Consider the following 18,478-nt stretch of genomic DNA (forward strand, 5'->3'; position numbering starts at 1 on the left):
CTTCATGTGCCCCTGATTACCACTCCCGCAGCACCCCCGGGAGGGCCTGGGCGATGGCACTGGCGGTCACGGGTCCCCCGCAGGAGGCCCGGACTCCGGCGCGGCCGTGGAGGCTGGCGGCCATTGCGGCGATCGCCGCCCATCTTGCGTCGGGATCGATGCCACGTTCTCCGAAGTGCCCGACGTCGGCACCCAGTTGGGCAAGCAGCGCACCGATAACTCCTGCCATTACGTCGCCGCTGCCTGCCGTGGCGATCCAGGGCGTGCCCTCGGCCTGGCTGTAGAAGTCCTGGAAGGGGGAAGCAACGAGGGTGGTGGCTCCCTTGAGCAGCACCGTGGCTTCGGTCAGACCCGCAGCCCGCCGCACCGCGCTTAGCGTGGATGCTTCTACCGCCGAGCGGTCCAGGGCAACCCCGAGGCGCTGGAGCAGGGACGCCAGTTCGCCAGCGTGCGGTGTCAGGATCACTTGCGGGGCCAGCACATCAGGCAGGGCCGGCAATGCTCCGGCGTCGGCAATCGTCGGCAGGCCCGAGTCTGCGGCGTCGCGGGCGCGCTGAAACTGCTGCTCATCGGAGTCATCCAGCCCGGAGCCCACAAGCCAGGCCTGGACGTGCGTATCGGCCACGGTTCCGGCGCTGCACACAACCTCAGGGCACGCCTGGCGGACGAGATCTGCGACGTCCGGCGGCCCAAGGTAACGCACCATGCCGACGCCGGCTGCCAGGGCGCCCTTGCAGGCCAGCACAGCGGCGCCGGGATAAGCACCGGAGCCTGCGACCACCCCAAGCACTCCCCTGGAGTACTTGTGCGCCCGCCGTTCCGGGCGTGGCAGCAGGGCGGAAAGATCCTCGGCCTCAAGCCGTCGCAGGGCCGGCCACGGTAGCCCTGCTTCGATGCCGATGGGAATGACCTGTACGCGGCCGGCGAAGTCCGCTCCGGGGTCTGCCAGCAGACCGGCCTTGGCGGCGCCAAAGGTCACCGTGACATCGGCGGTGAGGACCGGGGCGTGCGCCTCTCCGGTGTCGGCGTCGACGCCGCTGGGAATGTCGCAGGCCACCACCAGCCCGGGACGGAACCGCTCCAGCTCTTCGATGAGGGCAGCCGCGGGTCCCGTGAGCCCGCCTTGGGCGCCCGTTCCGAGGACCGCGTCAATCACGACGCCGGTACGCGCGGCCGCCGCTGCAACTTCCGCGACGTTTGCGGGTGCCAGGCGAAGCACCCGCCCGCCGGCTCTTTCGAAGGCCGCGAGGCCTTCCGCGTGGGCGTCGCCCGCGGTGAGCACCGCCGTCGTCCGCATTCCACGGCCGGCCAGCAGCGCGGCGGCGAACAGTCCGTCGCCTCCGTTGTTGCCCTTGCCCGCGAGCACCGTCACGCCGGCGCCGTAAAGGCGCTCCCCGCGATGCCGCAGCTCACGGACCACGGCGTTGGCCAGCCCGTAGGCCGCCCGCTGCATCAGAACAGCGCCCGCACCTTTATCCAGGAAAGGCTGTTCAGCCTCGCGTATCTGGGTTCCGGTGTAGGCGCTGATCATGATTTCAATCCATTCACTGTCGCTGGGAAGTGCCTGGTTCTTCAGCCGGTTCTATGTCAACCTTCGGCGAGAACCGTCGCGGTGGCGATCCCGCCGTCGTGGCTCATCGAGAGGTGCCAGCGCTTGACGCCCTTCGACTCGGCCACGGCCAGCACGGTGCCCTTGACCTGGACCGTGGGGCCGTTCTGGTCCAGCCCGATCCAGCAGTCCTGCCAGTTCATGCCGGCAGGAGCCCCCAGGACCTTGGCCACGGCTTCCTTGGCGGCGAACCGGGCGGCCAGGGACCGCGTGTTCAGTTCGCGCTCGGCCGGCACGAACAGCCTGTCGCGCAGCCCGGGGGTGCGCTCCAGCTGCCGGCCGAACCGTTCAATGTCTACGACGTCTACGCCAATGCCAACAATCATGCGGCTATTCTACGGTCACGCTCTTGGCCAGGTTGCGCGGCTGGTCCACGTCGTAGCCCTTGGCGGAGGCGAGAGCGAGCGCGAAGATCTGCAGCGGGACGGTGCTGAGCAGCGGCGCCAGCAGCGTCGGCGTCTCCGGAATGTAGAAGACGTGCTCGGCGTAGGCCTTGACCGCCTCGTCGCCCTCTTCCGCGATCACGATGGTCTTGGCGCCGCGTGCCCGGACCTCCTGGATGTTGGAGACCACCTTCGCGTGCAGAGAATCCCGGCCACGCGGTGACGGGACCACCACAAAGACCGGCTGGCCCTCTTCGATCAAAGCGATGGGACCGTGCTTGAGTTCGCCGGCGGCGAAGCCTTCGGCGTGGATGTAGGCGAGCTCCTTGAGCTTGAGTGCACCTTCCATCGCGACAGGGAAGCCGACGTGGCGGCCCAGGAACAGTACGGACTTGGCGTCGGCCATGGAGCGGCCGAGTTCCTTGATCTGGCCCTCGTTGTCCAGGATCTGCTGGATCTTGGCCGGGATCTTTCGGAGGTCGGCCAGGATGTCCTTGATCTCGCCCTGGAACTTGTTGCCGCGCAACTGTGCCAGATACAGGCCCAGCAGGTAGGCGGCGGTGATCTGTGCAAGGAACGACTTGGTGGAGGCGACGGCGATTTCCGGTCCGGCGTGCGTGTAGAGGACGGCATCCGATTCACGCGGGATGGTGGACCCGTTGGTGTTGCAGATGGAGACCGTCTTGGCGCCTTGTTCCTTGGCGTAGCGGACGGCCATGAGCGTGTCCATGGTCTCGCCGGACTGGGAGATGGAGACGATCAGGGTGTTCTCGTCGACGATCGGATCCCGGTAACGGAATTCGTGCGAGAGCTCCACCTCGGTGGGGATCCGGCACCAGTGCTCGATCGCGTACTTCGCGACCTGCCCGGCGTAGGCGGAAGTGCCGCAGGCCAGGACGATGATCTTGTCTACGCTCTTGAGCAGCTGCGGGTCGATCCGGACTTCGTCCAGCGTCAGCTTGCCGTGGAGGTCGGAGCGGCCCAGCAGGGTCTGCAGCACGGCGTCCGGCTGGTCGTGGATTTCCTTTTCCATAAAGGACGGGAAGCCGCCCTTTTCCGCCGAGGCCGGGTCCCAGTCGACCTTGTATTCCTTGCCTTCGGCCGGTGCACCGTAGAAGTCGGTGATCTCCACGGAGTCGGCGGTGATGGTGACGATCTGGTCCTGGCCCAGCTCGACGGCGCGGCGCGTGTAGTCAATGAAACCGGAGACGTCGGAGCCCAGGAAGTTCTCCCCCTCGCCGAGGCCCACCACGAGCGGTGAGTTGCGGCGTGCCGCCACGACGACGTCGGGCTGGTCGGCGTGAACGGCGAGCAGGGTGAAGGCGCCGTCGAGGCGCTGGCAGGCAAGCTGCATGGCCTTGGTCAGGCCGCCCTTGGAGAGGTCGCCGTTCAGCTGGTTCCGGTAGATGTCGGCCAGCAGGGCGGCGGCAACCTCGGTGTCCGTCTCGGAGAGGAACTTCGCTCCCTTGCCCACGAGCTCCAGCTTGAGTTCGGCGAAGTTTTCGATGATGCCGTTGTGGATCAGCGCCAGCTTCCCGCCGTCGGCCAGGTGCGGGTGCGCGTTCTGGTCCGTCGGTCCGCCGTGGGTGGCCCAGCGGGTGTGACCGATGCCGGTCAAGGATTCAGGCAGCGGGTTGGCCTCGAGCTCTGCGATCAGGTTGCTCAGTTTGCCCGACTTCTTGCGCGAGGAAATGGTCCCGTCCGCCACGACGGCGATGCCCGCCGAGTCGTAGCCCCGGTACTCAAGGCGCCGCAAGCCCTCGAGGACAACGTCCAGGGCATTGTGTCCAGTATTTGTCCGGCCAGCGGAGTGGCCCACATATCCAACGATTCCACACATGGACTCAAGCCTAGCCGGTTTCCCGGACCGCCGACGTAGGATGAACCGGTTTGACAGCCATCCCGCTTCGGTCCGGCCGGGTGGTACGGACCCGTCCATTTCGCTCTCAGGCCGGTGAAGGGCAGAATCTCTAGGGTGACTTTGCAACGCAATGAAGCGAACGGCGACGGCGTCTCCCCGTTCGTGGAGCTGGACCGGCAGACCTGGTCCCGGCTCGCCGCCCAGATGGAGCAGCCCCTCAATGAAGAGGATGTGCTGCGCCTGCGGGGCCTCGGCGATCCGCTCGACATGAAGGAAGTCCGCGAGGTCTACCTCCCCCTGTCCCGGCTCCTGCACCTGTATGTGGAGGCGGCCGGCCAGCTGCACTCGGCAACCACCACATTCCTTGGCGAGCAGACCCAGCGCACGCCGTTCGTGATCGGCGTCGCCGGCTCGGTTGCTGTGGGCAAGTCCACCATCGCCCGGGTGCTCCGGGAAATGCTCCGGCGCTGGCCCGGCACGCCCAACGTGGAACTCATCACCACGGACGGTTTCCTCTACCCGCTGGCCGAACTGAAGCGCCGCCAGCTGCTGGAACGCAAGGGCTTTCCTGAGTCCTATGACCGCCGGGCGCTGCTCCGCTTTGTGAGCGAAATCAAAGGCGGCGCCGAGGAAGTCCGGGCGCCGTGGTACTCCCACGTGACGTATGACATTGTGCCGGGCAGGGAAGTCGTGGTCCGGCGCCCCGACGTGCTGATCGTGGAGGGACTCAATGTCCTGGCACCGGCCCGGCCCAGGCACGATGGCCGGCAGGGCCTGGCGCTGAGTGACTTCTTCGACTTTTCCATCTATGTTGATGCCAAAACGAGCTACATCGAGGAGTGGTACGTGGACCGTTTCCGCAAGTTGCGCACCACGGCCTTCGCGCAGCCGGAATCCTACTTCCACCGCTACGCCACGCTCTCGGACGCCGAGGCCGAGCAGACTGCCCGGGATATCTGGAAGCGCATCAATGAGCCGAACCTGGAGGAGAACGTCCTCCCCACCCGGGGTCGGGCACAGCTGGTCCTCACCAAGGACGCCGACCATTCCATCCGCCGCATGCTTCTGAGGAAGGTGTAGCACAGGTGTGCCACGACGGCGCCGTCGTCCCGGCAGCCGTGCCGGACTCCGGCCAGGCAATCCCCAGCCGGCGAGCCTTCAGCCGCTTGTTCCTGGCCGGTTCCGGCCTGACGGCCCTCGCCGCGTGCGCCCCCGGAGCGCCCCAGCCGCCGTCGTCCGCCCCGGCCTCCGGCCTGGTGTCCAGCACGGCAGGCACGACGGCGACGCCGGCCCCCGGTGCCAGCGTGCCCCCGCCCGCCTCGGCCTCCGCAGCGGCCACCGCCGGCGAGCCGGTCCCGGGCAGTACGCCGACCACGGAGACGGCCCCGGCGGTCCGGGTGCCCACCGCACCGGTGGCCGCGGCAGCGCCGCAGCACTCGCTCAGTGATCCGGCGAGTCCGTGGGTGGTCGTCAACAAGCACCGCCCGCTGTCACCCTCCACCTACAAGCCGGCAGACCTCGTCCGGCCCGCCGTTCGCCTCGCGGTCTCCGGCGAAGCCGCACAGCTGAACAGCACGACGGCGGCAGCTGCGGAGAAGATGTTTGCGGCTGCGGCCGGGGCTGGCGTCACCATGACGCTCGCCAGCGGATACCGTTCCTATGCCACGCAAGCGGCCACCTACAACGGCTATGTGAAATCGCAGGGACAGGCCGCGGCGGACACCGCCTCCGCCCGTCCGGGCCATTCCGAGCATCAGACAGGCTGGTCTTTCGATATCGGCGACGGCAGCGGGGCGTGCAGTTTCCAGCCGTGCTTCGCCGATCAGCCGGCAGCAGCCTGGGCCAAGGCCAATGCCCACCTGTTCGGATTCGTGGTGCGCTACCCCTGGATGCTCCAAGGCATCACCGGCTACTACTACGAGCCCTGGCATCTGCGTTATATCGGATCCGCGGAAGCCACCGAGATGAAGAACCGGGGCATCGAAACGCTGGAGGAGTACTTCGGCCTCGAGGCTGCGCCAGCCTACCTGTAGCGCCCCGCTCAGTCTGAAACGAGCGTCAGGGCCAGTTCGGTGCGGACCACCTGCGCCAGACGTTCAGCCACGGCCTGGGCGGTCTCCTGGTTCGCGGCCTCCACCATCACGCGCACCACCGGTTCGGTTCCGGAGGGACGCAACAGGACCCGCCCGGTGTCACCAAGTTCGGCTTCTGCGAGGGCCACAGCCTCAGCGACGGCTGCGTCGCCTTTCACCCGGGTGCGGTCGACGCCGTTGACGTTGATGAGGACCTGCGGGAGCTTGGTCATCACCGTGGCCAGCTCCTTCAGGGGACGTCCGGTGAGGGCCACCTGGGCGGCAAGCTGCAGACCTGTGAGGACACCGTCGCCCGTCGTCGCGTAGTCGGCAAAGATGACATGACCGGACTGTTCGCCGCCGAGGTTGAACCCGCCTGCGCGCATTTCCTCGAGTACGTAGCGGTCACCCACGCCGGTTTCGCGCAGGCTGATGCCGGCCTCGCGGAGCGCGATCTTGAGTCCGAGGTTGCTCATGACGGTGGCCACCAGGACATCGTCCGTGAGCTTCCCGGAAGCCTTCAGAGCGACGGCAAGGATGGCCATGATCTCGTCGCCATCAACCTCGTTGCCTTCGTGGTCCACGGCGAGGCAGCGGTCCGCGTCGCCGTCGTGCGCGATGCCCAGGTCTGCCCCGTATTCCAGGACGGCGCGCTTCAGCGGTCCCAAATGGGTTGAGCCGACGCCCTCATTGATATTGAGGCCGTCCGGTTCGGCGCCGATCACAATCACATCAGCGCCTGCGTACTTGAAGACGTGCGGGGAACAGCCGCTGGCTGCTCCGTGGGCGCAATCCAGGACGACCTTGAGCCCATCCAGGCGGTGCGGTAGGGTGCCCAACAGGTGCACGATATACCGGTCCTCGGCGTCCGAGAAGCGCTGGATGCGGCCCACTTCGCCGCCGACGGGCCGCATGGGCTCCCTGCCCAACTGCTCCTCGATGGCGTTCTCGACGTCGTCGGGAAGCTTCTGGCCACCGCGGGCGAAGAACTTAATGCCGTTGTCGGGGGCGGGGTTGTGGGAGGCGGAGATCATCACGCCGAAGTCTGCGTCCAGGTCGGCCACCAGGTAGGCCGCTGCCGGAGTGGGAAGCACGCCCGCGTCATAAACGTCGATCCCGGAGCTGGAAAGCCCCGCTTCCACGGCAGCCGCGAGGAACTCACCGCTCGCGCGGGGGTCACGGGCAACCACGGCGCGGGGGCGTGTTCCGGTGGTATTGCGGTCATGGCCCAGCACGACGGCGGCCGCCTGAGCCAGCTGCAACGCCAGCTCGGCGGTCAGCAGGCCGTTCGCCAAGCCTCGGACACCATCTGTTCCAAATAATCTAGACATCGGGTCAAGTTTAGACGATGGGACGGAAATTCCGGCCCCGGGGTCCGTCCGGGGGACCAAGTGGGCGGCTTAAAAGGCGAAAGCCCGCCCCGCCACAAGGGGCGGAACGGGCTTTCGTGCAAGCGGTCGCGTCAGCGGCCACCTGCTGGGCAGGCGTTTTTTAGCGCTTGGAGTACTGCTGGGCCTTGCGGGCCTTCTTGAGACCAGCCTTCTTACGCTCGATGACGCGTGCGTCGCGGCGGAGGTAGCCGGCCTTCTTCAGGGTGGCGCGGTTGTTCTCGGTGTCGATCTCGTTCAGTGAACGGGCGATGCCGAGGCGCAGGGCACCGGCCTGGCCGGAAATGCCGCCACCGTGGATGCGGGCAATGACGTCGTAGGCGCCATCAAGATCGAGGATCTTGAAGGGTTCGTTGACATCCTGCTGGTGCAGCTTGTTCGGGAAGTAGTTGGCCAGTTCGCGGCCGTTGATGATCCACTTGCCGGTACCGGGCACGATGCGGACGCGTGCGACGGCTTCCTTGCGACGGCCAACTGCCGCGCCGGCGACGGTCAGTGCCGGGCGTTCCTTCTTGGGCGCTTCTGCTTCCGCAGGACCGCTTTCCGAGGTGTAGCTGGTCAGGTTTTCCTCAGCCACGACGGCCTCGGTGGTCTCTTCGTTCTGAGCCACGATTCTCCTTGATTAAAAGTTGGTTGGTGGCCAGGACTACTGGGCGACCTGGGTGATTTCGAAAGTCTTGGGCTGCTGAGCGGCGTGCGGGTGCTCTGCACCGCGGTAGACCTTCAGCTTGCCCAGCTGCTGTGCAGCGAGGGAGTTCTTGGGGAGCATGCCCTTGATGGCCTTCTCCACAGCGCGGACCGGATTGGATTCCAGCAGCTCTGCGTAGTTGACTGAGGTCAGGCCGCCCGGGTAGCCGGAGTGGCGGTATGCGCGCTTCTGCTCCAGCTTGGCGCCGGTGAGGGCAACCTTTTCAGCGTTGATGATGATGACGAAGTCGCCCATGTCCATGTGGGACGCAAAGGTGGCCTTGTGCTTGCCGCGCAGCAGGATTGCGGTCTGGCTCGCGAGACGACCAAGGACAACGTCTGTGGCGTCAATGACGTGCCACTGGCGGTTGATATCGCCGGGCTTCGGGGTGTACGTACGCACGGTGTTTGCCTCGTTCTTGTTCTGGCGTTCTTGTTTTAGGCGTCACGCGGAGGTGAACCTACTATCTATGCGCTACCGGAACAGAGGTGAGGGCTCTATGTAACCAGTCATCCTGAGGTCTCGAATGTGTACGTTGAGTAGCTATCCTGCAACCGGATTCTCAAGCGGACACGCATCATCGAGAAAGGACACGCACAACGACTACCAAGAATAGCGGAAGTCGGGCGGCTGGGTCAAAATGGGGTGTCCGGATGCATCCCGCCCGCCGCCGGCCCGCCGCATCCCTGGAGGTACTGTGTCCGATCCCGTAGTAACAGGTTCCGCGACCACGCTGCTCCTGATAGCAGTCGGAGCCGCCGGACTGTGCCTGGGGCTGCTGGCCGAACTCCTCATCCGCCGCATCCTGCCCCAGCTGGCGGGCACACCGTCCACCCCGCTGAGAATCACGACGGCGGCCGTCACCTTTGTACTGTCCGCATTGCTCGCGTGGCGTTTTGGCGCCTCTCCGGAGCTGGCGGCTTATCTGGTCCTGGTAGTCACCGGCGTGCAGTTGTCCCGGATCGATGTTGTCCACCATCTGCTGCCCGACCGGCTCGTCCTGCCGCTGCTGGGGGCGGGATTGGTCCTGCTGACGGTCTCCGCCGGTGCACACGGAGCTTCGGAAAACCTGCTGCGGGGCGTGGCCGGCGCCGTAATATTGTTCGCTTTGTACCTCTTCATGGCCCTGACCAGCCGAAACGGTCTCGGAATGGGCGATGTGAAGCTCGCAGCACCCCTCGGGCTGTACTTAGGCTACCTAGGCTGGTCACAGCTGTTCTACGGAGCGGCCCTGGGCTTCGTGGCGGGCGGCATCGCCGCGCTGGTGCTCGTGCTGAAAAACCGCGGAAACAAGCCACAGGAAGTCGCCTACGGCCCGTCCATGCTGGCGGCCGGCCTCGCCGCGATTCTGCTGCTTCCATAGCTCGGGCTGCGCCCTGCGCGGCGGCACCAATTGCAAGCTGGCCGGCCCTGGAGGCACTCCGGCCGTAGTTGATTCGGCGTGCGACGACGGATCATCCGCCGGCCTTTCCCGTGGGCCTGAAGGCGTCGAGGGCCGGGAGGCCATGGCCCCGCCAGTCGAACAGGGTGAGGTTGCTGTGGGCGTTGCCGGTCCGGGCATCCGCGCCTACACCGGGCAGCCAGCCCGGCTCCCAGATGAAGTACCCCGCGCCGTGCCCGTTCGGCACTCCGCGAAGGACGCTGTTGAGCGCCGCGAAGAACTTCGCTTGTCCCTGCGGGGTCGGCGGGTAGGCCGTGGCGTCAGGCAGCGCCTCGTTTGTCGAGACAACGCTTGGGACGTTCCCGCTGCTGGAGAGCGTCCATGGGTATGCCGTCTCCGCCAAAATGATGTCTTTGCCGTATCGATAGGCGAGAGCGCGGAGGTTGCGGTCCAGGTCAGCGAGGGAACCGTTCCAGAACGGATAGTACGTCAGGCCGATCAGATCGAAGCTGACGCCGTGCTGCTGGAGCTGGTCGTAGAAGTGGACGGAGGCGTCTTGGTCGCCCCCGGTGTCGCTGTGGATCATGATCAGGGGCGTCTGGGCAGGATTTCCGTCCCTGGCACCCTTGGCCCCGGCGTTTATCAACTGGCTGGCCCCCGCCCAGTTTTCACCGGCCGGCGAGTAGATCTGACCGTATGGCCAGAGCAACCCGCGGGTGATCTCGTTGCCGATCTGGACGATGTCGGCAGGGGTGCCTTGCCGGGCGAAGTCACCCACCGCCCCGCGCGTGTAGCGCTCCACGGTGGAGGCCAGCTCTTCCTGGCTGAGTCCCTGCCATGCTGCGGGGGGTTGTTGGGTGGTCCGGTCCGCCCAGGAATCCGAATAGTGAAAATCCAGGAGTAACTTGAGCCCGGCGGCATGCGCCCGGCGGGCGAGTGCCAGGGCGGATTTCAAGTCGCTCGTACCGGGCGCAGGGTTCACCCACAGCCTGAGCCGGACGAAGTTCGATCCGTGGCTCGCCAGGATCTGCTCCATGGGAGCTTCCCGGCCGTTGTCGCTGACAAACTGCCGGATAGCTTCTTCCTGCAGCGTGAAGGAGATGTCTGCGCCGCGGATCCTGAGCGTTGGCGAAGGGATGGGGTGGTTTATGGCCGCCCCGACCAGCGCCACCGCAAGCACTCCGGAGAGGGCCAGGAGCAGCTTTACTCGCCAGCGCGAAGAGCGGAACGAGGATGCGCGCCCGCGGATAGTCAACTCTGTACCTGTCATGAGCCCCCGGCTAGGTTCCGTTCATGCGCTGGTCACAGCCTGCCAGATAGGGCCGGCCGCCGCGATAGCCGTGACGAGGAACAGCAGAATGAGCGAGCCGGATGCGGCCAGGGGCGCGACCCGTGCCCGGACCGTGCGGCTCCAGGCGACGCCCGCGTTGCTCAGGGTGCGGAGGTCCTGGGCCACGACGACGACGATGAGGAGGCAGAACAGCAGGGCACCCTGTAGGGCGAAGAACATCATGCCTTGGTTCGGGCTGTGCCCCACCCGGGCGATGAAGAACCAGCAGGCTGCAAGCGAGGCAAGGACCAGGAGGAAGTACGGTGCCAGCTGGGCAAACCGGAAACGGGGAATCCCGGCCTCGGTCATGCCCTTGACCGTGATCATGTAAGGCTTCTTGACGCGCAGGATGACCTGAATGAACGCGTTGAGGACTGTAACCCACCGCGATACGTGTAGCACCACCCCCCGCCAGCTGAGCCAGAGACCTCTGGGGTGTTGCCAGCGGAGGCTCCACAGCCAGATGCCCGTTGCGGTGCTGGCAACCGGCACGCTGTGGAGGAAGAAATCGATGAATCCCACCCGTGAGATGGGGGCGTCCACGGCCAGCGAGATCAGCGGAGCGAAGAACAGCAGGAGCGTCGTCAGCGACCATGCGGCGTACCAGGTCTGGACGAACAGGAACTGCAGCGCCTGGCGTGGCGAATACTTCCGGATGAGCCGCGGAGTGAAGGTGAAGAGGACCTGGATCATTGAATAGGCCCAGGCGAACTGCTGGGCGCAGTACGAGCTGAAGTTCTCCGGCCCGTCCCCGACGGCGATGACCTCCGGCAGGAAGACCCCTTCGTAGCCTTTGGAAGCGAGGACGACCGTGTCGAGGTGGTCTTCGGCCCTCGTCGGCTGGAATCCGCCGATGCCCCGGATGGCCTGCATGTCGTACGTGCAGTGGCTGCCGATGATGAAGGGGGTCCGGCAGAACCCGAAGAATCCCATCTGGAGCGGTCCCTGGAGCACCAGTTCCTGTTCCGCGGAGCCCCTCGCCGTCCAGTGCTCGTGGTTCCCGTAGACGCTGGGGGCCTGGACCCAGGCCACACGCCTGTTTCGGAAGTAGCCAAGGACCCGGTCCAGATAGTTGGGGGCGGGAACGTGGTCGATGTCCAGCTGCGTGAAGTGCGTGTAGCCGGCGCCGTATCTGTCGAGCCACGCGTTCACGTTGCCGGCTTTGGTTTTGGTCTGGAAGGGCGGCGCGGCCTGGTTCCAGGCTTCAACGCCGTCCGCACCCCAGGCCCGCTCGTCATGCCGGGAAAAGTAGGAGACACCGAGCTCGCGGGCCATCTTTTCGATGGCCGGCGAGGGTTCCTTGTCCACCAGGATCCAGCTGTCGTGCGGATAGGTGATGCCGCGCATCGCCAGCATCTGCCTGCGGACGATGCTGAGGGATTCAGATCCTGGCACCGTCAGGGTCACCACCGCCACCTTGCCAATCTGACCGGCGGGAACCTCATCGACGCCGACCGGGACGGGCCTGCGCATGTACCCCAGATAGAAGAGGTAGATCGAGGGGAGCAGTGTCAGCCCGTAGAAGAGCGCCCCGGAGACGAGCGTGAAGAGCAGCGGGTTTCCAAAGTGCCCCGGGTGCAGCCACCAGAGCCAGAAGTAGCCACTCAGGAGGACCCAGGCAACCACCAGTCCCGCGTACTGGAGCTGCTGTCCGGGCGTGAATACCTTCGCCGTTTCTGTGGAGGTCAGGAACCGTTGCGTGGTCCGGTCACGGCTGCCAATCAGATTGCTGGTCATCGCGAGCTCCCCATGGTGGTTATCAGGCCCTCGTAGCCGAGGGGATGCATTTGCTGGAACCGCCAGGCGTCCTGGCACATATCGGTGAGATTCCGGCGAGCGGTCCAACCGAGTTCGGCGTGGGCGAGGTCCGGCGAGGCGATCAGCGCGGGGACGTCGCCCGGCCTCCGATCGGCCAGCCGGTAGGGAATCGGACGCCCGATGACAGCGGCGAATTCCCGGACAAGTTCCAGCACGGACGTGCCCACGCCCGTGCCCAGGTTGTAGCGGCGGAACCCGGGGACCGGGCCGGTTTCGAGCGCCAGTCGGTGCCCTTCGACGACGTCCATCACGTGGATGTAGTCCCGGACAGCTGTTCCGTCCGGCGTGGGGTAGTCGGAACCAAAAATCTTGAGTTCTTCATGCCGTCCGGCTGCGAGCTGGGTGAGGTAGGGGACGACGTTGCCCGGCATCCCGCTGGGATCCTCGCCGATCTCCCCGCTCTCATGGGCGCCCGCAGGGTTGAAGTAGCGCAGCGCTGTCACGGACCAGTCCGGGTAGCGGGCGCAGATATCGGCCAGGATTTGCTCCGACATCCATTTGCTCTGGGCATAGGGATTGGTCGGACGCGGGGGCGAACCTTCCGTGATGGGACGTTCGGTGGCGTCCCCATAGATGGAACAGGAGGAGGAGAAGATCAGGTGCTTTACCTCCGCATTCCGCATGGCGTTCAGCAGGCTCAGCAAGCCCGTGAGGTTGTTGCCGTAGTACTCCAGTGGCCGGTTCATGGAATCGCCGACCGCTTTGTACGCGGCGAAATGGACCACCACGTCGACGTCGTGATTCTCGAAGACAGTGCCTAGGGCGGCTTGGTCGGCAATGTCGATTTCGTAGAAGGCCACGTCGCTGCCGCTTATCCGCTCAACACGGTCGACGGCGGCTGCAGAGCTGTTGACGAGGTTGTCGACCACAACGACGTCGTAGCCGTTGAGGAGAAGGTCCAGGCAGCAGTGACTTCCGATGAATCCGGCACCGCCGGTCACCAAAGCAATGGGTTTTGTCATGATGGTTCGCCTCCTCCGTGGGCGTCATTCACCGCGTGGGCCGGCCCATGGCGCGGACGGTCCAGCCGGCAGCACGCCAGTGGTCGATGTCCAGTGTGTTCCGGGCATCGAGGATGCAGGGACTCGTTACCAGGGTGGACAGGTGCGCGAGGTCAAGCTGACGGTACTCCTGCCATTCCGTGAGATGCACGGTGAGTTGGGCCCCTTCGAAGGCCTTGTCCACTTCGGTGGTGTAGTTCAGGCCCGGATAGCTGGCACGTGCGTTCTCTACGGCCTCGGGGTCGTGGACCCGGACGTTTGCCCCCTGGCTCTGCAGCGCATTTGCCACGCACAGCGCCGGTGAGTCCCGCACGTCGTCGCTGTTTGGTTTGAAGGCTGCGCCCAGCACGGCAATTCTCTTGTTCTCCAAAGAGCCGCCGAGCATGTCCCGGGCAAGGTTGACGGCGCGTTGGCGGCGGTTGACGTTGATGGAGTCTACATTCCTGAGGAAGGTGAGCGACTCCTCGATGCCGAGTTCTTCCGCCCGGGCAAGGAAGGCCCGGATGTCCTTGGGCAGGCATCCGCCGCCGAAGCCCAGGCCGGGTGACAGAAAGCGGTTTCCGATCCGGGCATCATGGCCGAGCGCGGCGGCCAGCGGCATGATGTCAGCCCCGACGGCCTCGCAGATTTCGGAGATGGCGTTGATGAACGAGATCTTCGTGGCGAGGAAGGCGTTGGCAGAGACCTTGACAAGCTCGGCGGTGGCCACATCCGTGGATATGTAGGGCGTCCCGGCCTCGAGAATGGTCCTGTACACCTCACGAAGCGTGTCATCGGCCTCGGCAGAAGTGACTCCGACCACCAGCCGGTCCGGATGCAGGGTGTCATTAACGGCGAAGCCTTCGCGGAGGAATTCGGGGTTCCAGGCGACCTCGACCTTGGCACCAACCGGCGCAAGTCCGGCAACCATGGTGGAAAGCCGTGCCGCCGTCCCCACCGGAACGGTTGATTTGCCGACGATCAGGGACGCGCGGTTGAGGTTGGGCACCAAACCCTCGATGACGGCGTCGACGTATTTCATGTCTGCTGCGGTCGATCCGGGACGTTGCGGCGTGCCGACGCAGATGAAGTGGACGTCGCCGAATTCAGCGGCCTCCTTCAAAGAGGTGGAGAACTTCAACCGGCCGGCCGCAATGTTATTGCGGAGAAGCTCGGGGAATCCTGGTTCGAAAAACGGGGCGTGGCCGCGGGACAGACTTTCGATCTTGTCGGCGTCGACGTCCACTCCGAGGACGTCGTGTCCCAGCTCAGCCATGCCTGCGGCGTGGACTGCCCCGAGATACCCTGTTCCAATAACGGTGATGCGCATGCTGGCCTCCTTCAGATGGCGACTGCTGGCCTGATGGTCCAGGCAGCCTGGAGAACTGTGGGTGTGGTCAGGCCAACCGGGCCATGGCCGGGGTGTTCTGCCGCGATACGTTCGAGCGGTTGCCCTCGAACTGGGCGCCGGCGATGCTGCCGGCGGCTGCCGAGACTTCCCCCTGATGGGACCGGAAGTAGTCGACGGTGCGATGCAGTCCCTCTTCGGTTGAGACCCTGGGGCGCCATCCCAGCAGGTCCTGGGCAAGGCTGATATCCGGCCGCCGCCGGGTCGGATCATCCGCGGGCAACTGATGGAACTCGATCTTGGACCGCGAGCCGGTGAACTCCAGGACGAGCTCCGCCAGTTCGAGCATGGTGCGTTCCACCGGATTGCCCAGATTGATCGGTCCGGTTTCGCGGCTGTCGATCATCGCCACGATTCCGCGCACGAGGTCGTCGACGAAGCAGAAGCTTCGTGTCTGCAGGCCGTCGCCGTAGATCGTCAGCGGATCATCGTTCAGCGCCTGGGCTACGAAGCTCGAGACCACCCGGCCGTCCTCGGCGCGCATCCGGGGGCCGAAGGTATTGAAAATCCGGACAATCCCGACATTTACGCCAAGGCTGCGGGCATAGGCCATGGAAATGGCTTCGGCAAAGCGTTTGGCTTCGTCGTAGACGCTGCGCGGCCCCACTGAACTGACGTTGCCCCAGTAGCTCTCCGTCTGGGGATGGACAATCGGATCGCCGTACACCTCGCTGGTGGAGGCAAGGACAAAGCGTGCGCCCTTTAATGCGGCAAGTTTCAGGGCATTCTCGGTGCCCCTGCTGCCCACGGCGAGGGTCTCGAGCGGCAGGCGATGGTAGTCAGGCGGCGAAGCGGGGCTGGCCAGGTGGGCAACCACATCCACCGGTCCCCGCACCCGCAGCGACGTGCTGACGTCGGTGCGCATAAACGTGAACCGCGGATGATTCGAAAAGGCGGCGATATTGTTGCGGCGACCGGTCGACAGGTTGTCGGCGCAAACTACCGAATCCCCGCGTTCCAATAACGCTTCGCATAAATGGGAGCCAAGAAACCCGGCCCCGCCCGTTACTAAAGCACGCATGGTACCCCTTACAACAGTCTGGAATAAGTCATTTAGACGTGTTGCAGCATCCGGCGTAGACAATACGCAGGACGTCCCGGAAATGAATCGAGACCGAATTGTAGGAGGGAAGCTGCAGGTCTTTGTACTGCCCCAACGACTTTGGCCGGCTGCCTACCGTCAAGCTACGTTGCAGTGGCAGAGGGGCACACGGGTGGTGAATACCTGCTTTTTTGGCACCGCGCGCGGGAAACTACTCGGACGTTTCTCGTCCGGTGGACGCTTCCCGAACCTTGCGAGGCCGAAATGAGAGCAGCAAAAAAGGCCATTCCGGCCGAATCGTACGGCGGTAATTTGGGGTACGGGATAACTCCCTGAGGGTCATCATGCCGCCCAAGCGACTCGCAATTGTTGCCGGTTTGGGTGCCCGAACCGCCCGCGCCAAACTTCAACTATTGTCAGCTGGTTGGGGGCTTAGTGGGCGCTTCGGATGCGCTGCGGTCAGTGCGCTTCCAAGCGGGTGGCTCGCAGCACGGCATCAGCGTCGAGTGCAGGAACTGGGCGGTGACCAGCTCGTACAGCCGTTCCGGCACCCACGTGGCAAGATCCTGCCACACCCACTCGATCTTTCCGGCCTGATCCCTCCCCCGGGCATGGGCCGCGGCCCGGCGGCAGCTCGGACGCCTCGACCAGCAGTTGCGGATCCGGCCGTCCGCTCCACACCTTCGCGCGGCTGCTGTACCTCTCATCCCACAGCTGCGCCGCTGTGCTTTCGTCCCTGCCTCCGTCGTAATGGTGCTCCGTCATGGTTCTCCTCCAGGTCGCTTCACACATCATGGCAGTCCGGCCCGGGCTGGCGACACAAGGAAATCACCGCGCGGAAATGCCGCCGAAATGTTCCGGATGCAGGCTGGAGGCGGATAACGGAACAGCTGGAACGCGGGGAAGGAGCAGCCATGGCTGCAGAGGAGGCCCGGCAGGTCCATTCGAGCTCAGAGCTGTCAGTCGGGGACGAGATCGAGGCATGGCACAACGGCAAGCTCTTCCACCGGGGACGAGTCTCCCAGACGGTGGCGTCCATCGATTTGTTCTGGATCGTGGACTCGAGGACCGGCGCCCGAAGGCTGATCGACGTCGAGGCGCTGGTCATCCTGCGCGCGGCGGCGCCCGCAGACACGTGTTCGCGCGGAACCCCTACGGGCGGAACCGCTTCGGCGAAGGCCGGCTCCAGGGCTCCTGACAAGGTGAGGTAATCCGTGTGGGGTGTCACGTGAGGTATTTGATTTCGTAGCGCAGGATGAGTCCGATGCCGGGGTAGCGGGTTTCATTCATCCCGGCCACGGACGGTATCGTCACGATCGAGGAATGCAGTCGAACTACAGCTCCCCCAGGACCATGTCGTGCGGCTCGAGACCCGCCGCAGAACATCGAGGGCAAGGGCGAGGTCTCCATCAGGGACCTCGTGCGGAACTCGCTGCGAATGCGATCGGACAGGATCGTGGTGGGCGAAGTCCGCGGCGGCGAGTGCCTGGACATGCTGCAGGCCATGATTACCCGCCACGACCGCTCCATCTCTACGGTGCACGCCAACTCGCCCCGGGACGCCATCGCCCGGCCCGATACCCTCGGAGTCGACGCGAGCGGGCGGTTCCTCGGGAAACCGGTGCCTAGTGGCGTCCGGCCGCGCTTCACGGATCGCTTTGCCGAACTCGGTATCCCGATTTCGGCAACTGTATTCGGCGCACAACCCGCCAGGGGGCGGTCGCCGTGCTTCCGGAGTCTTCGCTAATAAATGGCCTTGGCAGTCGCCGTGCAAAAGGGTGATGCGCAGGATCCACGCAGGGAACGCACAGGAAATGTGCAGTTTGGAAAGCCTTAGCACAAGATGCGTCAAAGTCGAATCGTCGGCGTGTCGGTGATTGCTAAGTTCCATTCAGTGCTGGTGCAGGGCCAGCCGCCGAACTCGCTCAGGAGTCCCAATGCGTTCGTTTTTCTCCAGTCTCGCAGCCCGTCTTCGCCGTGACCAGCGCGGTGCCACCGCCGTCGAATACGGCATCATGGTTTCGCTCATCGCCGTCGTAATCATCATCGCAGTCACCGCACTTGGCGGGGGTTTGAACGAGACCTTCGTCAAAGCACAGTGCTCGGTCACGGGCAAAACCTTTGCTGCAGGCACGGCCGCGGGAGTCACTCCCGTCCTCCAGCCGAGGTGCACGTAGCAGGCCAGCCCACGTTCATCTCACCGTTGTCGTAGAGCAGCTGCCCACCACACTCAGGAGTCCCCATGCGTTCCTTTTTCAGCCGCCTTTCAGTCCGTCTTCGCCGCGACCAGCGCGGCGCCACCGCCGTCGAATACGGAATCATGGTCTCCCTCATCGCCGTCGTGATCATCATCGCCGTGACGGCACTCGGTGGAGGACTGAACGAGACATTCAAGAACGTGTCCTGCAGCGTAAAGGGCGGCGTGTACACGGCAGGCGCGAGCCCTGCAGACGGCAGCTGCTCGCAGTAACACCATCCGAGATCGATAGGACTGGGTTGGGGAAGGCTTCGACCTTTC

17 protein-coding genes and 1 pseudogene are annotated in these 18,478 nt (G+C 65.0%); 7 read left to right on the forward strand and 11 right to left on the reverse strand.

Going from position 1 to position 18,478, the window contains the following annotated elements:
• Window positions 1-16 precede the first annotated feature (16 nt).
• The 3 genes from ACQCSU_RS06565 to glmS are packed head-to-tail and all read right to left on the reverse strand — an operon-like array spanning window position 17 to window position 3,832.
• A complete protein-coding gene (locus tag ACQCSU_RS06565) occupies window positions 17-1,531 on the reverse strand; it encodes an NAD(P)H-hydrate epimerase (RefSeq protein ID WP_426978936.1) in 1,515 nt (504 codons plus the stop codon).
• Between the two features lie 56 nt (window positions 1,532-1,587).
• The gene (locus tag ACQCSU_RS06570; protein WP_043482943.1) at window positions 1,588-1,935 is read right to left on the reverse strand and encodes a holo-ACP synthase; all 348 of its coding nucleotides are present in this window, start codon (window positions 1,933-1,935) and stop codon (window positions 1,588-1,590) included.
• 4 nt (window positions 1,936-1,939) lie between these two features.
• The gene (gene glmS, locus ACQCSU_RS06575) at window positions 1,940-3,832 is read right to left on the reverse strand and encodes a glutamine--fructose-6-phosphate transaminase (isomerizing) (RefSeq protein WP_426978937.1); all 1,893 of its coding nucleotides are present in this window, start codon (window positions 3,830-3,832) and stop codon (window positions 1,940-1,942) included.
• Between the two features lie 135 nt (window positions 3,833-3,967).
• Here glmS and coaA point away from each other — a divergent pair, with 135 nt between their 5' ends.
• Window positions 3,968-4,933: a type I pantothenate kinase gene (coaA, locus tag ACQCSU_RS06580; RefSeq protein WP_426978939.1), complete on the forward strand. Its 966-nt coding sequence runs from the start codon at window positions 3,968-3,970 to the stop codon at window positions 4,931-4,933.
• A 5-nt stretch (window positions 4,934-4,938) separates the two neighbouring features.
• Window positions 4,939-5,886, forward strand: a complete 948-nt coding sequence (locus ACQCSU_RS06585; protein WP_426978941.1) for a M15 family metallopeptidase — start codon at window positions 4,939-4,941, stop codon at window positions 5,884-5,886.
• Between the two features lie 8 nt (window positions 5,887-5,894).
• Here ACQCSU_RS06585 and glmM read toward each other — a convergent pair whose 3' ends face one another.
• From glmM to rplM, 3 genes are all read right to left on the reverse strand, one after another.
• The gene (gene glmM, locus ACQCSU_RS06590; RefSeq protein ID WP_426978943.1) at window positions 5,895-7,256 is read right to left on the reverse strand and encodes a phosphoglucosamine mutase; all 1,362 of its coding nucleotides are present in this window, start codon (window positions 7,254-7,256) and stop codon (window positions 5,895-5,897) included.
• Between the two features lie 160 nt (window positions 7,257-7,416).
• Window positions 7,417-7,923 (reverse strand): 30S ribosomal protein S9, encoded by a 507-nt coding sequence (gene rpsI, locus ACQCSU_RS06595; RefSeq protein ID WP_282379850.1) that lies wholly within the window; start codon window positions 7,921-7,923, stop codon window positions 7,417-7,419.
• A gap of 36 nt (window positions 7,924-7,959) precedes the next feature.
• The gene (rplM, locus tag ACQCSU_RS06600) at window positions 7,960-8,403 is read right to left on the reverse strand and encodes a 50S ribosomal protein L13 (RefSeq protein ID WP_015937805.1); all 444 of its coding nucleotides are present in this window, start codon (window positions 8,401-8,403) and stop codon (window positions 7,960-7,962) included.
• Between the two features lie 295 nt (window positions 8,404-8,698).
• On the opposite strand from rplM, the gene ACQCSU_RS06605 reads away from it, so the two are divergent.
• Window positions 8,699-9,364, forward strand: a complete 666-nt coding sequence (locus tag ACQCSU_RS06605; protein WP_426978944.1) for a prepilin peptidase — start codon at window positions 8,699-8,701, stop codon at window positions 9,362-9,364.
• A gap of 91 nt (window positions 9,365-9,455) precedes the next feature.
• Here ACQCSU_RS06605 and ACQCSU_RS06610 read toward each other — a convergent pair whose 3' ends face one another.
• From ACQCSU_RS06610 to ACQCSU_RS06630, 5 genes are all read right to left on the reverse strand, one after another.
• Complete coding sequence (locus tag ACQCSU_RS06610; RefSeq protein ID WP_426978945.1) at window positions 9,456-10,652, reverse strand: glycoside hydrolase family 53 protein; 1,197 nt, start codon at window positions 10,650-10,652, stop codon at window positions 9,456-9,458.
• A 21-nt stretch (window positions 10,653-10,673) separates the two neighbouring features.
• Window positions 10,674-12,449, reverse strand: coding sequence for a glycosyltransferase family 2 protein (locus tag ACQCSU_RS06615; RefSeq protein WP_426978946.1), 1,776 nt, complete (start codon window positions 12,447-12,449; stop codon window positions 10,674-10,676).
• Entirely contained in the window at window positions 12,446-13,492 is a 1,047-nt protein-coding gene (gene galE, locus ACQCSU_RS06620; RefSeq protein ID WP_426978948.1) for a UDP-glucose 4-epimerase GalE, read from the reverse strand. Before galE ends, ACQCSU_RS06615 begins: the two co-directional genes overlap by 4 nt.
• Before the next feature lie 28 nt (window positions 13,493-13,520).
• A complete protein-coding gene (locus ACQCSU_RS06625) occupies window positions 13,521-14,840 on the reverse strand; it encodes a UDP-glucose dehydrogenase family protein (RefSeq protein ID WP_426978950.1) in 1,320 nt (439 codons plus the stop codon).
• A 67-nt stretch (window positions 14,841-14,907) separates the two neighbouring features.
• On the reverse strand, window positions 14,908-15,879 hold the full coding sequence (locus tag ACQCSU_RS06630; protein ID WP_426978951.1) for an NAD-dependent epimerase/dehydratase family protein: 972 nt from the start codon (window positions 15,877-15,879) through the stop codon (window positions 14,908-14,910).
• A gap of 995 nt (window positions 15,880-16,874) precedes the next feature.
• Here ACQCSU_RS06630 and ACQCSU_RS06635 point away from each other — a divergent pair.
• The 4 genes and pseudogenes from ACQCSU_RS06635 to ACQCSU_RS06650 all read left to right on the forward strand — a co-directional run bounded on the left by ACQCSU_RS06635 (window position 16,875) and on the right by ACQCSU_RS06650 (window position 18,430).
• On the forward strand, window positions 16,875-17,171 hold the full coding sequence (locus ACQCSU_RS06635; RefSeq protein ID WP_426978952.1) for a hypothetical protein: 297 nt from the start codon (window positions 16,875-16,877) through the stop codon (window positions 17,169-17,171).
• Window positions 17,172-17,242: 71 nt separating this feature from the next.
• Window positions 17,243-17,707: pseudogene (locus ACQCSU_RS06640) on the forward strand (ATPase, T2SS/T4P/T4SS family); the annotation flags it as partial.
• A gap of 190 nt (window positions 17,708-17,897) precedes the next feature.
• Complete coding sequence (locus tag ACQCSU_RS06645) at window positions 17,898-18,137, forward strand: Flp family type IVb pilin (RefSeq protein WP_426978953.1); 240 nt, start codon at window positions 17,898-17,900, stop codon at window positions 18,135-18,137.
• Between the two features lie 65 nt (window positions 18,138-18,202).
• The gene (locus tag ACQCSU_RS06650; RefSeq protein WP_426978955.1) at window positions 18,203-18,430 is read left to right on the forward strand and encodes a Flp family type IVb pilin; all 228 of its coding nucleotides are present in this window, start codon (window positions 18,203-18,205) and stop codon (window positions 18,428-18,430) included.
• Window positions 18,431-18,478 lie beyond the last annotated feature (48 nt).

Origin of the sequence: Pseudarthrobacter sp. O4, assembly GCF_050157025.1 — a bacterium.
Lineage (GTDB): Bacteria > Actinomycetota > Actinomycetes > Actinomycetales > Micrococcaceae > Arthrobacter.

Bases quoted from the DNA above. Each gene is read 5' to 3' on its own strand.
- ACQCSU_RS06565 (WP_426978936.1), bottom strand. From the start codon at position 1,531: ATGATCAGCGCCTACACCGGAACCCAGATACGCGAGGCTGAACAGCCT.
- ACQCSU_RS06570 (WP_043482943.1), bottom strand. From the start codon at position 1,935: ATGATTGTTGGCATTGGCGTAGACGTCGTAGACATTGAACGGTTCGGC.
- glmS (WP_426978937.1), bottom strand. From the start codon at position 3,832: ATGTGTGGAATCGTTGGATATGTGGGCCACTCCGCTGGCCGGACAAAT.
- glmM (WP_426978943.1), bottom strand. From the start codon at position 7,256: ATGTCTAGATTATTTGGAACAGATGGTGTCCGAGGCTTGGCGAACGGC.
- ACQCSU_RS06610 (WP_426978945.1), bottom strand. From the start codon at position 10,652: ATGACAGGTACAGAGTTGACTATCCGCGGGCGCGCATCCTCGTTCCGC.
- ACQCSU_RS06615 (WP_426978946.1), bottom strand. From the start codon at position 12,449: ATGACCAGCAATCTGATTGGCAGCCGTGACCGGACCACGCAACGGTTC.
- galE (WP_426978948.1), bottom strand. From the start codon at position 13,492: ATGACAAAACCCATTGCTTTGGTGACCGGCGGTGCCGGATTCATCGGA.
- ACQCSU_RS06625 (WP_426978950.1), bottom strand. From the start codon at position 14,840: ATGCGCATCACCGTTATTGGAACAGGGTATCTCGGGGCAGTCCACGCC.
- ACQCSU_RS06635 (WP_426978952.1), top strand. From the start codon at position 16,875: ATGGCTGCAGAGGAGGCCCGGCAGGTCCATTCGAGCTCAGAGCTGTCA.
- ACQCSU_RS06645 (WP_426978953.1), top strand. From the start codon at position 17,898: ATGCGTTCGTTTTTCTCCAGTCTCGCAGCCCGTCTTCGCCGTGACCAG.
- ACQCSU_RS06650 (WP_426978955.1), top strand. From the start codon at position 18,203: ATGCGTTCCTTTTTCAGCCGCCTTTCAGTCCGTCTTCGCCGCGACCAG.